This window comes from Pseudomonas sp. Pdm06, from assembly GCF_014851795.1.
GTDB lineage: Bacteria > Pseudomonadota > Gammaproteobacteria > Pseudomonadales > Pseudomonadaceae > Aquipseudomonas > Aquipseudomonas fluorescens_AA.
The window spans coordinates 42,312-59,344 of the sequence record NZ_JACVAH010000021.1; the positions used below are offsets into that span (position 1 = coordinate 42,312).

Annotated in this window: 12 protein-coding genes; 4 read left to right on the forward strand and 8 right to left on the reverse strand. The window is 61.9% G+C overall.

Annotation, left to right across the window (positions count from 1 at the left end):
- Positions 1–6: 6 nt before the first annotated feature.
- Positions 7–603 (reverse strand): MarC family protein, encoded by a 597-nt coding sequence (locus tag IB266_RS27485; RefSeq protein WP_060739358.1) that lies wholly within the window; start codon positions 601–603, stop codon positions 7–9.
- A 226-nt stretch (positions 604–829) separates the two neighbouring features.
- Here IB266_RS27485 and IB266_RS27490 point away from each other — a divergent pair, with 226 nt between their 5' ends.
- From IB266_RS27490 to IB266_RS27500, 3 genes are all read left to right on the forward strand, one after another.
- The gene (locus IB266_RS27490; protein WP_192263638.1) at positions 830–1,639 is read left to right on the forward strand and encodes a hypothetical protein; all 810 of its coding nucleotides are present in this window, start codon (positions 830–832) and stop codon (positions 1,637–1,639) included.
- A gap of 63 nt (positions 1,640–1,702) precedes the next feature.
- Positions 1,703–2,428: a hypothetical protein gene (locus IB266_RS27495; RefSeq protein WP_192263640.1), complete on the forward strand. Its 726-nt coding sequence runs from the start codon at positions 1,703–1,705 to the stop codon at positions 2,426–2,428.
- Positions 2,425–3,105 carry a hypothetical protein gene (locus IB266_RS27500; protein WP_225613672.1) on the forward strand — a complete coding sequence of 227 codons (681 nt, stop codon included), beginning with the start codon at positions 2,425–2,427 and terminating at the stop codon, positions 3,103–3,105. The genes IB266_RS27495 and IB266_RS27500 overlap by 4 nt, the downstream gene beginning before the upstream one ends.
- A gap of 38 nt (positions 3,106–3,143) precedes the next feature.
- Here IB266_RS27500 and IB266_RS27505 read toward each other — a convergent pair whose 3' ends face one another.
- The 7 genes from IB266_RS27505 to prmA all read right to left on the reverse strand — a co-directional run bounded on the left by IB266_RS27505 (position 3,144) and on the right by prmA (position 12,839).
- A complete protein-coding gene (locus tag IB266_RS27505; RefSeq protein ID WP_192263643.1) occupies positions 3,144–5,918 on the reverse strand; it encodes a hybrid sensor histidine kinase/response regulator in 2,775 nt (924 codons plus the stop codon).
- Positions 5,919–6,017: 99 nt separating this feature from the next.
- Positions 6,018–7,313 (reverse strand): phosphoribosylamine--glycine ligase, encoded by a 1,296-nt coding sequence (purD, locus tag IB266_RS27510; protein ID WP_192263646.1) that lies wholly within the window; start codon positions 7,311–7,313, stop codon positions 6,018–6,020.
- A gap of 189 nt (positions 7,314–7,502) precedes the next feature.
- Complete coding sequence (gene purH / locus IB266_RS27515; RefSeq protein ID WP_192263649.1) at positions 7,503–9,110, reverse strand: bifunctional phosphoribosylaminoimidazolecarboxamide formyltransferase/IMP cyclohydrolase; 1,608 nt, start codon at positions 9,108–9,110, stop codon at positions 7,503–7,505.
- A gap of 83 nt (positions 9,111–9,193) precedes the next feature.
- A complete protein-coding gene (gene fis, locus IB266_RS27520) occupies positions 9,194–9,514 on the reverse strand; it encodes a DNA-binding transcriptional regulator Fis (RefSeq protein WP_007921650.1) in 321 nt (106 codons plus the stop codon).
- Complete coding sequence (dusB, locus tag IB266_RS27525) at positions 9,511–10,518, reverse strand: tRNA dihydrouridine synthase DusB (RefSeq protein WP_053181619.1); 1,008 nt, start codon at positions 10,516–10,518, stop codon at positions 9,511–9,513. Before dusB ends, fis begins: the two co-directional genes overlap by 4 nt.
- Positions 10,519–10,703: 185 nt before the next feature.
- Positions 10,704–11,930 carry a DUF3426 domain-containing protein gene (locus IB266_RS27530; protein ID WP_192263652.1) on the reverse strand — a complete coding sequence of 409 codons (1,227 nt, stop codon included), beginning with the start codon at positions 11,928–11,930 and terminating at the stop codon, positions 10,704–10,706.
- 30 nt (positions 11,931–11,960) lie between these two features.
- On the reverse strand, positions 11,961–12,839 hold the full coding sequence (gene prmA / locus IB266_RS27535) for a 50S ribosomal protein L11 methyltransferase (RefSeq protein WP_013692161.1): 879 nt from the start codon (positions 12,837–12,839) through the stop codon (positions 11,961–11,963).
- A 193-nt stretch (positions 12,840–13,032) separates the two neighbouring features.
- Here prmA and IB266_RS27540 point away from each other — a divergent pair, with 193 nt between their 5' ends.
- Positions 13,033–17,004, forward strand: coding sequence for a dermonecrotic toxin domain-containing protein (locus tag IB266_RS27540; RefSeq protein ID WP_192263655.1), 3,972 nt, complete (start codon positions 13,033–13,035; stop codon positions 17,002–17,004).
- The last annotated feature ends 29 nt before the right edge of the window (positions 17,005–17,033 follow it).

Below are 17,033 nucleotides of genomic sequence, written 5' to 3' on the forward strand. Positions count from 1 at the left end.
TTTCTTTTACGGCACCAGGTAGCCCTTCACCCCGGTAAAAATGATCTGCGCCGCCAAGGCGCAGACAAACAGCCCCATCAGGCGGCTGACGATCTGCAGGCCCTGGTCGCCGAGGATCCGCTCGATGCGGCTGGACAGGTAGAGCACGACGCCGACGGTGAAGCTTGCCAGGGCGATGCTGATGATGGCCATGAGTTTGTCGTCCCAGTGCGGCTGGCTCACGCCCATTACCAGCAAGGCGCCGATGGTGCCGGGGCCGACGGTCAACGGAATGGTCAGCGGGACGATGGTCACGTCCTGCTGCACGTTGTCGGTCTGCACGGCTGACTTGCCCTGGGCCATGCCCAGGGCCGAAATGAACAGCACGCTGCCGGCACCGATCCGGAACGCATCCACAGTGATGCCGAACACGCTGAAAATCACTCGCCCGAACAAATACAGCAACACGCTGGAGATCAGCGTCGCCGTCGCGACTTTCCAGGCCAGGCGGCGTTGTTCCTTGCGGGAATAGCCGCGCGTCAGGCCGATGAAGCAGGACAGGACGAAGAAAGGGCTGTAGAGCACCAGCATCTTCAGGTAAACGCTGAACAGCACGTGGAGCATGGTCGGAACTCGCAACGAATGACAATTGACGTGGAGTCTATCAGGCGCCGGGGTGTCTTTGAGGGTTTTAATGTAGTGAAACCTTGGTTTGTTTTTTCTGTTAGTTGTTGGTTGTTGTCCTGGGATTAAGTGCGGTTACAGTTCTGTGCTTGTTACCCTTAAGGTGGATAGGTAAGTATGGCGCTCGGGCCCATGGAGGGCTTTAATTAAATAAGGGACATATTCAATGAATGCTAAATTTGATTCGGTCATCACCTTGGCGGACCGACTGGAACGCCTGAATAGCTACGATATATCGCCGGACGATGTAATTGTTTCTCCTCGGATTGCCAGATATAAAACGGCAGGGTTTGACAACGAAATCGAAAAGCCGGACCGCGCTTCGATTGTTGGAGACGCTATCATGTCGTTCGTTTCAGGTATGACGGCGCAAAATCAAGCGGATATCCAGCATTCCTATCTATTTGCATCGCTGGTTGCCAGTAAGAAGTATCCACGGGATGACGAAGGCGAGGAATGGTATAAAACCTTCCTTGACGTCATGCAGAGTTGTGGCTGGACCATTCTGCGGCATTACCACGATAAGGTTGCCGCGTCCGGCAAGAGTTTCAAGATGGATCAACTGGTGTTGAAAATCCTCGGTTCGGCGGTGGCGGCGGCTGCCGTTCCTGGTCCGACTTCGTTGCTGATGCTTAAAGTGGCCGGTGATGCGATCGCCGCATTGCAAACCAATGACAAGTCGCTGCGGCTCTTTGACCAGAATATCCAGGAGTCCGGCACCGGGGGCTTTGGTGTGGCGTCCTGTCACGAAACCCCGCACGGTGAAATCCTCATGGCATTGGGTGCCGTGCGTTTCATCAAGCGGACGAACCAGACCAAGGTCCTGTTCGTGGATTGGGATAGCAGTTCGGTAGACTTGTATCGCGGTGAATGTCATATGACCATGGTGCCGACAATTATCAGTGCAACTCGAGAGATGATTGTTGCAAAGCTGGGTGAACGCGCGAAACAAAAAATCGACGAGTACGAGATCTGATTGATTGATCTCCTGGCGACTACCGAGGTAGTCGCCATCCGTTAATGGACTAAGGTAATTGTCATGAAAGATCATTGTTCGATTTTTATTGATGCCGGTGCTGTTGTTCTGCTGCCCACTGACCTGATTGGGCAGGACCGGCTCGATATATTGAATTCGATATTGTTTGCCCAGCTGGTAGCCAGTAAAAAATACCCCGCTCTTGCCCGGTCCAGTGACTGGTACTCAGCGTACCGGGAAGTACTGAATAATGGCTGGATGCAAAAGGCCGTGAGTTGGGACAACTTTACACTCGCTGCCTCATCGAAAACCAACCTGATGGAATGTGTCGAAGAGCGGCTGGGAGAATATGTTGAGCGAACTTTGATTGCGCAGGTAACTGATGTATTGAAGCGCGTCGCCCAGTTGTCCAGCACGTTGCCCGCAATTGAATTGCTGCGTGAACATGCCCATCGGCCGAAAAGCCCGGATTCGTCCGAGGCGCCCCATAAAGCACCCGACAGAATCAGGCTGCAAGTCATCCTGGCCCAACAGGGGCCTGTATTGAGTAGCGTCTGCCTGGAGTTTGAGCCCGAGCACGTGACGTCCAACCCTCTTGGACAACTCTTCTCCACCGATCCCGTGGTGGGCAATATTCAATTGCGTTGCTTCAAGGCGAATTTGTCCCAGGCGCTCTATGCGCCCTTCCGTGATGCGATTGCCCACAAGCTGGGGGATAAGGCCGCCAGGAACATCATCGATATTTCCGATGCGGTCGAGCAAGCGCAACCGGAAGCGGGGGCGTTATGACGGATCAAGGGTTTCGATCGGCCGACGGGCAGCGGTTGCGCCTGGATGAGGCATCGAGGGCAGCGGTGGTGGGCGGGAGTATCGTGTCCTTCGACGAGGGTTTGTCCCTCCAAGATCGCGAGGATATCTACCTGAGCAACTTGTACGCGCAGTTGGCAACCCGTTCGGCGTACAAGGACGGTCTGGTCGGTAACTGGTTCGACTATTACAAGAACAAGCTCAGGTACCTGGGGTGGGACTCGGCGCGTCCTGTCAGTGCGGGGCAGGCCGGGCAAGGATTGATGGCCGATAGCGTTTCGCAGCAGATCGCCCGTTCCTTTGGCGCAGGCTATTCGCGGCAGGCCAGCCAGGCGATAGCAACGCTTGGACGAAGCCCTGCTGCGCTCGAGCTGTTTGAACGAACGAGCCTACAGCGCAATACGGGATTCTTCCAGGTGATCCCCTGCGCGGCCAAATCCCGCGGGAAAGTGGAAATCGCGTTGTATCACAAGCAGTTCCGCACCCGCAGGACGGTCTCGGGATTTCTGTTCTGGCCAATGGAGCAAGTGGTGGAAAGCAGCGTGGAGGAAATGGCCGTCGTGACATTCAGCACACTGCATTACGCAACGTTCAGGCAAAAAGTCGCGGCCGCGGTGATCGCCGAAACGACTCGTCACCTGCATGAGCTGGAAATCTGAACGACGCTACGGGGAGTCGCCGAATGCTCTTCGCGGGTTCAGGGCGTATGCACGGCCTTGTTCTGCTGGTCGCGCTGGGCCACCCAGTGCTCGATCAACTCGCGCAGTTGCGACAGTTCCACCGGCTTGGCCATGTGCCCGTCCATCCCGGCCTGACGCGCGCGCTCCTTGTGTTCGGCCAGGATGTGCGCGGTGAGCGCCACCACCGGCGTGCGGGTGCGCTGGTTACCCATTTCCCAGGCTCGTAGCTGCTGGGTGGCGGAAAACCCGTCGAGGATCGGCATTTCGCAGTCCATCAGGACCAGGTCGTAGCGCTGCTCCTTCATGGCCTTGAGGGCTTCCTCGCCGTTGCTGGCGGTGTCGGGTTGCAGGTTGAGCTTGCCGAGCATGCCGCGGATGACCTTGGTGGAAATGCTGTTGTCCTCGGCCACCAGGATGCGGAAATCGCTCGGCACCTTCACCGGGGTGGGAGGACCGGCGTTCACCTGCACGTTCGTAGCCTGGCCCCGGTTGCGCTGGTTCAGCTCGTCCGCCAGGGTGGTCTTGAGGGTATAGCCGGCCACCGGTTTGGCGAGGATGCGCTTGACCCCGCTGTTGCGCGCCACGATCTTGCTCGGCGCATTGCTGATACCGGTGAGCATGATCAACAGGATGTCGTGGTTCAGGCTCGGGTCTTCCTTGATCTTGGCCGCCAGTTGCATGCCGGTCATGCCCGGCATGTTCTGGTCCAGCAGCACCACGTCGAAGTAATCCCGCAGGTGCGCCTTGGTGCGCAGCAGCGCCAGGGCTTCCTTGCCCGAAGGCACCGCACTGACGTTCAGGCCCCAGGCGCTGCACTGCTGCACCAGCACTTTGCGGCAGGTGTCGTTGTCGTCGACGATCAATACCCGTGCCCCTTGCAGCGGGCCATCAAGGTCGGAAGTCGGGTGTTCGAGGCGATCCGGGTCCAGGGGCAAGGTCAGCCACAGGGTACTGCCCTGGTTGCTGCCGCTTTTGATGCCGAATTCCCCGTGCATCAGGATGATCAGCTGGCGGGCGATGACCAGCCCCAGGTTGCCGCCCAGGCGCGTGGCCGAGAGGAAGTTCTTGCTGTGCAGCTCGGCGTGCATCAGCGTGTCGCGCTCTTCAGCGTCCATCGGCGTCCCGCTGTCCTGCACGGCGATGCGCAGGCGCGGTTGATGGCTGCGCTCGTCGAGGGCGACGACGATCAGCACTTCGCCCTCGTCGGTCTTCTTCAGGGCGTTTTCCAGCAGGCTCAGCAGCGCCTGGCGCAGCCGCGTCGGGTCGCCGCTGATCACCCGGGGCACCTGGGGCTGGATGAAGCTGATCAGCTCGACATTCTGCTGTTCGGCCTTGGCGCGGAAGATGCTCAGGCAATCCTCGATCAGCGCATTGAGGTCGAACTGCACGTCGTCCAGTTCGATCTGCCCGGATTCGAGCCGGGAAATGTCGAGGATCTCGTTGATCAGGGTCAGCAGTTCATTGCCGGCGCTGTGGATCGTCTGCACGTAGTCGCGTTGCTTGACCGACAGTGGCGTGCCCAGCAGCAGCTCGGTCATGCCCAGCACGCCGTTCATCGGGGTGCGGATCTCATGGCTGATCTTGGCCAGGAACTCGGCCTTGGCATTGATCTCGGCATTGCTCGCCGCCAGGTCGCGGCTGATGCTGAAGCGGCTTTCGTTGATCGAGCGCTGGCGCTCGCCCAGGGCGACACTCATCAACAGGCCGCTGATGCAGATGAAGATCAGCAGGGTGATGATCAAGCCCTGGGGAGGGACTTCCGTGAGCCCTTGCAGCGCCGGGAGAATGATCAGCGTGCCCAGGTTGAAGACCACCATGGCCGCGACGAACAGCCGGGCCGGGCGGTAGCCCTTTTGCCAGTGCCAGGCGCTGACGAACAGCATGCTCAGGCCGGCCAGGGCCACCAGGGCGTAGGTCATGATATTGAGTGGCAGCGTGTTGACGAACAACAGCAGCAGGCTGCACAGCATGACGAACACAATGTCCCCCAGCAGCAACCGGTTCAACGGGTGCGGCCCCAGGGGCGCGAAGAAGCGGTAGGCGAACATCAGGCCGCAGGGCGCCGTCAGCAGCAACGCCAGGTAAGCCCCGGGCGTCTGCACCGCCGGCCAGTCGGGCAGCCAGGGGCCGGCCAGGTTCAGCAACAGCACCAGGCTGAGCATCAGCAGCCCTTCACAGGCGGCCAGCCACAGGCAACTGCGGGAACGGGTGTAGGCGTAGCGGGTGAGGTTGTGCAGGATCAGCATGGCGATGCAGCCGAACAGCAGCCCATAGATCAGCGTCTGGTTCTGATCGGCCGCCGCCACGACGGCCGATTGCAACGTGACGTAGGGGCGCAGTTCGTGACGCGAGGCCAGTCGCAGGTAGACGTCCAATGATTTATCGCTGCGTGGCAGCGGCAACATGAAGTCGCTGCTGGGCATCGCCGGTTCCGTATGCGGCGTGGCATTGCCGCTGACCTGTTGCTCGACCAGGGCGTCGCCGTCCAGCACATAGAGGTTCAGGCGTGACAGGTCGGGGGCGAAGATGCGCAGGATTTGTTCGTGCCTGTCCGGGGCCAGGCGGAAGCGCAGCCACAATGCACCGCCGGGCTCGGCGGCCTGGAGGCGGTCCAGGTCGATGGGGCTGAATTGATTGGTGTAGCGAGCGGAGCGGATGTCGCTCAGCGTCAGGTCGCCCTGTTCATCGAGCAATACCGCCCAGCCACTGCCTGGCGCGGCCTGGGCCGGGAGCATGCAGAGCAGCGTCAGCAGGGTGACGGTAAAGCCTATGGCAATCCTGAGCCAGCGCACGGCGAAATCCCTTCGTAGGTTGATGCCAGATTATAACTATGCGCGGCGCCGGAACAGTCAGGCAAGGGCCGCAGACCCCTGCCTGGCTGAATGGCCGGGTTATTCCAGATTTTCGCCACGCTCACGGGCAATGGCGCGGTAGCCAATGTCCTTGCGGTAGAAACAACCTTCCCAGTCGATCTCGGCGGCAAGCTTGTAGGCCTGCTGCTGAGCGTCGTCCACACTGGCGCCCATGGCGGTGGCGCAAAGCACACGACCGCCGGCGGTGACCACTTGCCCATCCTTCAACGCAGTGCCTGCATGGAAGACTTTGCCTTCCAGCCGGGCCGCGGCGTCCAGGCCCTGGATTGCGCTACCTTTGGCGTAGTCGCCCGGGTAACCGCCGGCCGCCAATACGACACCGACGCTTGGGCGCGGGTCCCATTGGGCTTCGACCTTGTCCAGGGCCTGGGCCAGCGCGGCCTCGACCAGCAGGACCAGGCTCGATTGCAGGCGCAGCATGACCGGCTGGGTCTCAGGATCGCCGAAACGGCAGTTGAATTCGATGACTTTTGGGTTACCAGCCTTGTCGATCATCAGGCCCGCGTAGAGGAAGCCGGTGTAGACGTTGCCTTCATCGGCCATGCCGCGCACGGTCGGCCAGATCACCTGGTCCATGACGCGCTGGTGCACCTGGGCGGTCACCACCGGGGCAGGGGAGTAGGCGCCCATGCCGCCGGTATTCGGGCCGCTGTCGCCATCGCCGACACGCTTGTGGTCCTGGCTGGTGGCCATCGGCAGCACGTTCTTGCCATCGACCATGACGATGAAGCTGGCTTCCTCGCCGTCGAGGAACTCTTCGATCACCACGCGGGAACCGGCGTCACCGAAGGCATTGCCAGCGAGCATGTCGCGCACGGCGTCTTCGGCTTCGGCCAGGGTCATGGCAACGATCACGCCTTTACCGGCGGCCAGGCCGTCGGCCTTGATCACGATCGGTGCGCCTTTCTCGCGCAGGTACGCCAGGGCCGGCTCGATTTCGGTGAAGTTCTGGTAGTCGGCGGTCGGGATCTTGTGGCGCGCCAGGAAATCCTTGGTGAACGCTTTCGAGCCTTCCAGCTGCGCGGCGCCAGCGGTCGGGCCGAAGCAGTCCAGGCCACGGGAGCGGAACAGGTCGACCACGCCGGCGACCAGCGGCACTTCGGGGCCGACGATGGTCAGCGAGACGTTCTTCTCGGCGAAGTCGGCCAGTTGCTCCAGGGCCAGCACGTCGATGGCGACGTTTTCGCACTTGGCTTCGATGGCGGTGCCGGCATTGCCCGGGGCCACGAAAACCTTCTGCACACGGGGATCCTGGGCCACTTTCCAGGCCAGGGCGTGTTCGCGGCCACCGCTGCCAATGATCAAAACATTCATTTCAAAAACCTCGGATGACGCTGATTCTGTTTTGGAGCCTAAAGCGTTTCACGCCGTAGGAGGTCGCAATGAAGCCGGTAGATGCAAGGCGGAGTCGGCCTCGATGAGCGGAGTTGCCTTTTGGCAATGAGCATCATCGAGGTCGGCTCCAACGCAGCAGATGCCGGCTTCAGTGCGGCCGTTGTCATGTTAGTGACGGAAGTGGCGCATGCCGGTGAATACCATGGCGATGCCGGCTTCGTCGGCAGCGGCGATCACTTCAGCGTCACGCATCGAGCCACCCGGCTGGATTACGGCGGTGATGCCGACCTTGGCCGCGTTGTCGATGCCGTCGCGGAACGGGAAGAACGCATCGGAGGCCATGACCGCGCCCTGTACCTGCAAGCCAGCGTGTTCAGCTTTGATGGCGGCGATGCGGGCCGAGTTCACGCGGCTCATCTGGCCGGCGCCGACACCGATGGTCTGGCGGTTCTTGGCGTAGACGATGGCGTTGGACTTGACGTACTTGGCGACTTTCCAGGCGAAGATCAGGTCGTTGATTTCCTGCTCGCTCGGGGCGCGTTGGGTCACCACTTTCAGGTCTTCGCTGCCGATCATGCCGATGTCGCGGCTCTGGACCAGCAGGCCGCCATTGACGCGCTTGTAGTCCCAGGCCGGTGCACGATCGGCCGACCACTGGCCGCAGGCCAGCAGGCGCACGTTGGCCTTGGCGGCAACGATGGCGCGGGCTTCTTCACTGACGGAAGGGGCGATGATCACTTCGACGAACTGGCGCTCGACGATGGCCTTGGCGGTCTCGGCGTCCAGTTCACGGTTGAAGGCGATGATGCCGCCGAAGGCCGACTCGGTGTCGGTGGCGTAGGCCAGTTCGTAGGCCTGGCGGATGCCGCCCTCGGCGTCCGGGCTCACGGCCACGCCGCACGGGTTGGCGTGCTTGACGATCACGCAGGCTGGCTTGACGAAGCTCTTCACGCATTCCAGGGCGGCGTCAGTGTCGGCCACGTTGTTGAACGACAGTTCCTTGCCTTGCAGTTGGGTGGCGGTGGCAATGCCGACTTCGGCCGGCTTGGCTTCCACGTAGAACGCCGCGCTCTGGTGCGGGTTCTCGCCGTAGCGCATTTCCTGGGCCTTGACGAACTGGGTGTTGAAGGTGCGCGGGAATTCGCTGCGGCCTTCGGTCGACAGGGTTTCGGCGGCCTGGTTCACGGTGCCCATGTAGTTGGCGATCATGCCGTCGTAGGCGGCGGTGTGTTCGAAGGCCTTGAGCATCAGGTCGAAACGCTGGGCGTAGGTCAGGCCACCGGCCTTGAGGTTCTCCAGCACGCTGGCGTAGTCGCTGGCGTTGACCACGATGGCCACGTCCTTATGGTTCTTGGCCGCCGAGCGGACCATGGTCGGGCCGCCGATATCGATGTTCTCGATGGCGGTCGGCAGGTCGCAGCCAGGCTTGTTGATGGTGGCTTCGAACGGGTAGAGGTTGACCGCCACCAGGTCGATCGGCTTGATGCCGTGTTCGTTCATGATGGCGTCGTCGATGCCGCGACGGCCCAGGATCCCACCGTGGATTTTCGGGTGCAGGGTCTTGACCCGACCGTCCATCATTTCCGCAAAACCGGTGTAGTCCGCGACTTCCACTGCGGCGACACCGTTGTCCTGCAGCAGCTTGAAGGTCCCGCCGGTGGAGAGAATCTCGACGCCCAGCTGTTGCAGCTCGCGGGCGAATTCGAGGATCCCGGTCTTGTCGGAGACGCTGATCAAGGCGCGGCGGATCGGCAGGCGGGTGGTCTGGTTGGTCATTTCAATTTCCATCAAAAGCAAGGGAAGTCAGCAAAAAAGGCGACCGTTTTTTATGCGGGCGCCTTTCTGGTTTGATTGAATGCTTACAGCAGATCGTACTGCTTGAGTTTCTTGCGCAGGGTGCCGCGGTTCAGGCCCAGCAGCTCGCTGGCCTTGGTCTGGTTGCCCTTGACGTAGTTCATCACGCTTTCGAGCAGCGGTGCCTCGACTTCGGAAAGCACCAGGTTGTACACATCCGTGACGGCAGCGCCCTCAAGGTGGGCGAAATAATTGTGCAGCGCCTTCTCGACACTCCCGCGAAGGGTCTGACCTTCTTCGCTGGGCGTATTGAGGTGCTGTTTCAAATTCACGTTGTCGCTCACGGGTGCTGTTCCACTCACTAAAGTCTCGGTCATCATCGTCATGCGGCCACCCCTTCGTCCCCTGTCAGGCTCTTGTAACGCTCAGCGAAGAACGCCTGAACGTCGGCGCATTGTGCTTGCGTACCATCCAAACGATTGAAACGGGCGCGAAACTCCCTGGCGCCCGGCAGGGTTGCGAGATACCAGCCCACATGCTTGCGAGCGATGCGTACGCCCATGACTTCTCCGTAGAAGGCATGTAGCGCGGCCAGATGCTCTAGCAGAATACGTTCCACCTCGGACAACTGCGGCGCCGCCAGCTTTTCGCCAGTGCGCAGGTAGTGTTCGATCTCACGAAAAATCCATGGCCGCCCTTGGGCGGCCCGGCCGATCAACAGGCCATCGGCACCGGTCGCGTCCAGCACGTACCGGGCCTTCTCGGGCGAATCGATGTCGCCGTTGGCAAAGACCGGAATCGACACCGCCTGCTTGATCGCGGCGATGGTGTCGTACTCGGCTTCGCCGGTGTACAGGTCGGCCCGGGTGCGGCCATGGACCGCCAACGCCGTGATGCCCGCCTGTTCGGCGATCTTCGCCACCACCAGGCCATTCTTGTTCTCCCGGTCCCACCCGGTGCGGATCTTCAGGGTCACCGGCACATCGACCGCGGCCACTACGGCCTGCAGGATCTCGGTGACCAGCGCTTCATCTTTCAACAGTGCCGAGCCTGCGGCCTTGTTGCAGACCTTTTTCGCCGGGCAACCCATGTTGATGTCGATGATCTGCGCCCCCAGCTCGACATTCGCCCGGGCCGCCTCCGCCAGCATCTGGGCGTCGCCACCGGCGATCTGTACCGAGCGGGGCTCGGGATCGCCTTCGTGGATCATGCGCAGACGCGATTTGCGGGTGTTCCACAAACTCATGTCGCTGGTGACCATTTCCGACACCACCAGTCCTGCGCCCAAGCGTTTGCACAACTGACGAAAGGGCTGGTCGGTGACGCCCGCCATCGGGGCGAGAACCAGGCCGTTCTGCAATGTATATGGGCCGATGCGTACCGCCGACATAGGACTTCCCTGAAGTGGGGCCGGATCATGAGACTTCGAAAAAGGGTTGGCATGATACCCGCTCTCGATGACTGGATAAAGATCGAATTGGATAAAATCTGAACAGCTATTTTGTTATCGCCAGCGGTTTGGTCTGGGTGGGGTCAGTCAGAAAGCTGCCGTCAATTGGCCGACCCTGGCCGGTTTCATTCGGGGGAATGAAAGCTCAAACTGTAGTTCACCGCCTTGGGGCCCGGATCCAGGATATCCAGCGCGATGTGGATGGGCGTTTGCGGCGGCATTTCGCCGCGGCCCTCGAGATCGCCGCCCAGGTACTCCCCGGGCTTGAAGCGACGGCTGGCGATCAGGTGCCCGTTGAGGTCGGCAAAGCGCAGCTCCAGCAACGGAAAAGGTTGGGAAAAGGGCGCACGGTTGTAGATGATCGCGTCCACCACCAGGGCGCCGCTGAACTCCGGATGGCTGCGCACCACCAGGTTGCTGCTTTTGATCTTGGCGATGTCGACCTTGGACGGTACGTCGCAACCGATGGTCGGGCAGATTTGCAGGAACCACGGCCGGTACTGGTCCTGGCGGGCCAGTTCTTCGAAATGGTAGGCGATGTACTGGCCACCCAGGGCTGCGGCGGCGAGCAGGATCAGCAGGGCCCACAACAAGCGTCGACCCCAGGGCGAGCGGCGTTTGCGCCAGTCCAGTTGCAGCGGGTCGTCGTCGAGGTCGTGGAGGGCTTCGGCGCGTATCCCCGGCTCCTGGCGTTCCCGTGACTTGCGCAGTGGCAGCGGTCGCTCGGGCTCATCGTCGTGGTCATCGGTGGCGGACAGGCGCTCGAGGTGTTCGTCGGGCTCGTCGTCCGGCGCGAGGTGGAGCGGTGCGGCCGGCTCGTCGTCCGGTTCCAGTGGTTCGAGGGCCAGGGACAGGGACGGCTCGGTACGCGGTGGTCGCGCCGGTTCGTGGGGTTCGAACGGTTCGAAGGGGGTATCGAGGACGGTTTCGACGCGCTCGCTCGAGGTTTCGCTGTACAAGCTGTCGGGCCAGGTTTGCTGTTCGCTGGAGAGCGAATCGCGTTGCGCGCTCAGGTTGTCTTCCCGGCGCCGGCCGGCATTGCCCGGGGCGCGATTGTCGCGGCGCTCCAGGCGCGCCAGTTCCTTGTCCAGGTCATCCAGATCCAGCTCGGCGGCGCTCCACTGTTTCTGGCTGATCGCCCGGGGCGGGGCTTCGGCGGCCGGCTTGGCGGGTGGCGCTACGGCAGGCACCGCTTGCTTGGCTGTGCGTTGTTCCAGCAACTGTTGTGCGGCATTGAACACCTGCAGGCACGAGCCGCAACGAACCACCCCGCGGGCCACGCTCAATTGAGCATGGCTGACGCGAAAACGGGTGTGGCAATGCGGGCACTGGGTGACGAAGCTGTCAGTCATGCGGCAATCCGGTGGATACAGGCGCTCATTCTAGCGCCGACGTCCGGTGATGCGCACCCAACCATCGCGATTGGCGATCGGGTCCAGGTCAAAGTCCGCGGCATAAGCGGCGGCGACTTCTTCACCTTGTTCGGCGAGGATGCCCGACAGCGCCAGGCGTCCGCCCGGCTTGACCAGGCTCGACAGTTGCGGCGCCAAGGATACCAGCGGGCCGGCCAGGATGTTGGCCACCAGCACATCGGCCTGGACTTGTGGCAAGTCCTGGGGCAAATACAGCGGGAACAGGGCTTCGGCGATGTTGTTGCGCCCGGCGTTGTCGCGGGAGGCTTCCAGGGCCTGGACGTCGATGTCGGTGCCGACCGCTTCCCGGGCGCCCAGCAGGAGCGCGGCAATCGCCAGGATCCCCGAGCCGCAGCCAAAGTCCAGTACGTTGCAGCCCTTCAGGTCCTGGCCGTCGAGCCATTCCAGGCACAGCGCGGTGGTCGGGTGGGTGCCGGTGCCGAACGCCAGGCCCGGGTCCAGCAGCAGGTTGACCGCGTCCGGCTCTGGCGCGGCATGCCAGCTCGGGACGATCCACAGGCGCTGGCCGAAACGCATCGGCTGGAAGTTGTCCATCCAGCTGCGTTCCCAATCCTGATCCTCGATCACTTCACTGTGATGCTCGGGCAGCGGGCTGCCGGTCAGCAATTCGAGGTGGGCCAGCACGCTGGCCGCCTCGGTGCCGCCTTCGAACAGGGCCAGCAGGTGGGTGTGGGACCACAGCGGGGTGGTATTGAGCTCCGGCTCGAAGATCGGCTGGTCTTCGGCGTCCATGAAGGTTACCGATACAGCGCCTACTTCAAGAAACGCGTCTTCGTAGGTTTCGGCTTGTTCCGGGCTGATGGCCAGGCGTACTTGCAGCCAAGGCATGGCGGGCACCTTTGAAAAAATCCACAGGGGGGGCAGCGCAGGGCTGCAAAGGCGCGCAGTGTACGCCAGGTCGCCGCCAAAGTGGATAAGCGAGTCTCGCGTCGTCGGGGCGGTGTTTCGATATATATATGTATGCCATGGGCATGTCGCAGGGCGGATAAGGTGCCGGTCCACACAGCAGGGAGGATTGTGTATGGACATCATTGCCGGACGGCAAGGCAACATGGAGCGCACGGGGTCGGTCGATTCCCCGCCGGTGGCGACCGCACAGGCGACCCTGGAGAAACTGACACGTTGGCAGGAGGCGATCGAGGCGCGACTGCATACCCAGATGAGCCTGCTGGAGGTGCTGGAAGAATACTTGCTCGTCGAACTGCGCACCTACCATTACCAAGGCAACATCGATCCACACTTCCTGGGCACGCTGCTCGATACCGTGCTGCAGCGCATGATCGACCAGGCGCCTGTGGTGTATGACGAGGAGCAAGACGCGCCCTACCGTTGGCCAGACGGGCCAGACTTGGGTTTTGCGGCCGAGCGCCGGGCGTTCGTTGTCCAGGCGGTGGAGGGCGTGGCCTCAAGGTTCGTCGATCACTACAAGGACTATCTGCGGCGGCATTGGCGAATGCCGGCGCACGATGCCTCCCTCGAAGACGTGGTCAGGCAAAAACTGGATGGGCACAGGGTCGCGGTCGACGAGCTGTTTCGGCCTGACCGTCTGGTTGGCCTGGGTGTCGATGAGTTGCGAGAGCAGATCGAAGCACTCCAGGACGCCTGGCGTCGGACGAGTCGCTTGACCGCGTTGGCAACCACGGCCGAGCGCCGGGACCTTGGCGCGCTGGCGCGATTGCAATTGCCGCATTGGCTGCGGGGGCTGAGCCCTCCAGATCGTGAATTGTTGCGGGCTTTCGAGAGCCAGGCCGCGCTGGCGCAGGCGCTGGTGGATGAGCGGGTCGATGGCCTGGGCTCGCTGCGGGCCTTCGCTCGGCAATTGGCCAGGGACTATGCCAGGCATGAGTTGGACATGGAGGTCGAGCCGGACAGTATTCGTGTGCAGTTGCAGTGGCGAACGGTCGTTGGTCAGCCCGTACGCACCTACAGCCTGAGTGAGCTGGTGGCGGCAGGCCCGGTCCGGCCGGACGCGGTGTCGGTGTTCCTGGTGGAGAACGGCGGTATGCTCCGTAACCAGCCTCTTTCACCGGCCTTCGTTGCGCAGTTGTTGGCCAACGTCGACGCGCCTGCCGGGTACTTGCCAGCATTGGCCGAACGCTATGAAGGTGGGGACCTGAAGGACGCCCTGCTCGATTGGTTTGTAGCGCGGTTGCAGCACAGTGCGTTTGTCGCCCGTTGTGCCGGCCAGTTGTCGGTGACCAGCCATGACCACCTCGCAGCCCTCTGGGAAAGCGACATCGCGACGCCAGTCGCCGGCGGGTTGCGTGTCGCCAGCCTGGTGCTTCCCCATGGCCTGAAGTGTGCCGATCTCCTGGTGTTTTATCGTGAAGATGCGGGTGGTGTTGTCAGTGGCCTGCTGCTGTTTGCTCCCGGTAAACCCGATGGCCAGGAATGGATCGAATTGCCCTCGCTGCGGGCCCTGAGCGGCGAAGTCGGGGCCTGGACCCAACACGAGGCTGGTCGCGAATACCTGTTGCAGCAACTCTCGCCGACTGATCGTGGACAGGCCCGGGCGTACTTTGCCCGCGTGGTGGAAAAACCGGTTTCCTGGGATCTGGAACAAGACCTCAGGGGCACGCAGGCAAGTTTCAGGACCTGTCTGCAGAATGCTGTTTCGACCGGCCTGGCCAATAACCTGGCACACGTGGAGCTGAATGAGTCGCCTCGCTGGTACTCGGCGTTGCCGCTCGAGTCCCGGCGCAACATCAGCGGCTTGAGCCAGGAGTTTTTGGTTCAGCAGCAAGTATTCGATGAGCAGTTCGTGGGCTATGAAGTGTTCATGGACTTCGCCAAGCGTACCTTCGCCGACATGATCGCACCCTACATGCGCAGCAAGGGGGTGCTTGAGGCGGTCGATCCGGCCACGGTCTTCATCGACTACAGTCCGGGGCTGGTCGCCGAGAAAAAAACCACCAGCCTGCTGGACCTGGCCATCTACGGATACGAGCGCAACGCCGACATCGACGACCCCGCCAAGGGCGTGCGTTCTTCTGTCGGGCAGGATTTGGCGCAGGTTCGCAGTGCCGATCTGGCGTCCTATATTCGCGTGGCCTACTTGGGTGAGCGATATGCCAGGCACATCCGTGCTGGATTCCTCGACGCCACGGTGCCCGAGTATGCAAAGCGCCGCGAGGCTTACTGCTACATGCTGTTGGCCAGGATGGACCGCGACCTGCGTGTGGCCTACGGCAAGTCGCTGTTGAGCGCCGAAGCGTTCCAGTGGCTCACCCGGCAAGTGACGCTATTGAGCGATGGGCGACCTGCAAACAGCGCCACGTACCCCGGTGTCGCCGTGACGCGTGAAGGCGTGATCAAGCTGACCGTCGCCGGCCATGTGGTGTTGGGCGTCTACGTGTTCACCTACTTCGATCCGAAGGCCTCTTACTGGTTGTACACACCCGACGCGCCGGACGGCATCCTGTTTCGCCCGTACCTGGCGTTTTCCGGGAGCATCGCGGCGCAACTGCATGATTACGTACTGGAGCGGGTCGCACTCGCCGCCCGTGCCGCCGTAGGGCGGACACTGATGGCGCTGGCGGCCGGGACCACTCGTGTCGACACATTGCGTGAACTCAATCGGCTGATTGATACCCGTGCCGAGTTCGATGCCGGCATCGAGCGCGCTGTCACCGATGTGGAGGACATCACCACCAGTCGTGCCGAAATGATCCGCAACCAAGTATTCCAAGGCCTGATCTTCGCGGCTGTTCCGGTGTGCATGGTTTATCCGCCCTTTGCCTTGTTGCTGGACATTGGCTTGATTGCCGTCAGCGCCAGGCAGGCCATCCAGGGGCATGTGCGAGGTGACACGGAAGAAGCGCTCGGTCACTGGTTGATCGCGACCTGGGGAACGCTGTTCGCCACGCTCGGCGCCGCCAGCATGGCCACGGCACTGGGGCACGCGGCCAGACACTTGCAGCACGCCGTGAAGCCCTTGTCATTGTCTGCGCAACGCTTGAGACGTGCGCCATCGGTGGTCGCCAAAGAGTCCGGGCCGCTGGCCCCGGCCATTCGCCTCAAGCCGCAGCAGGCGGTCGGCAAAACACCAGGGAATCTGCAGTTGGTGACGGAAGAGGGGATTTTTTTCGGCACCTATCGCAGCCCGCCCAGCGCTTCGCAACCGCGGAGCACTTACTACATCGCGAGCGGGGGCAGGTACTACCAGGTGAAGAGGGACCCTTACTTTGGCGGCCTGTGCCTGGTGGATGCCCGGCGTCCCGGCGCGATTTACAAATTGCCCATCCGCAGGATGGCGAATGGCAAGTGGGCCCATAACAAAGTCGGGTTGAGCGGGGGCAATGATGAGGTGCGCAACCTGGGGCGCATAGGCGATTTGCGCGAGGCGTTCCCCGGGCATGTCTTCCCGGACGTGACCCGGGGCGCGTTGCAGGGCGAGGCCGTGGTGGCGAGGTTCAGCGAGGCGGCGGACAACTACCTGTTCTCGCTCAATGCACAGACGTGCGTGATCGCTTCGTTGTACAACCCGACCACCCGGGTCGGGGCGGTCATTCATTTCGATCACAACATCCGCGCGCTGATCGAGCGAAGTGTCCGGGATGTGATGCGGCGCCTGGGGGGATCGGCCAAGGATGTTCGTGCCACCCTGGTCGGCGGGGACTGGTTGACGGGGGCTGACATCGGCGAGCCGGTCAGGCAGGTGATGAGGAAGCACGGGTTGCGACCGACCTGGGATCACTGGTCGTATTCTTCCTGCCTGGGCAATAACTATGGCGTGTCACTGGATCTGCGCACGGGTGTCACGTCGGTATTCAAGACGTCCGGCAGCCAGGTCGAACGCTTTTACATACCCGTCCTGGCGCGAGCGAAGAACAACACTGACCCGGTGTCCATGCGAGCTCGCGGATTCATGGCGCGCATGCGCAGCGACATCCTGGTCGAAAATGCCAACGGCGTTGTGCTCACCCAGCAGGGGAGGCGGGCGAATGCTGCGACGGTCGAATCACACGCGTACTCCATGGTGGAGTTGAAGTGATCCGTCACTTGCTCTTTTGAGGCGCGCAC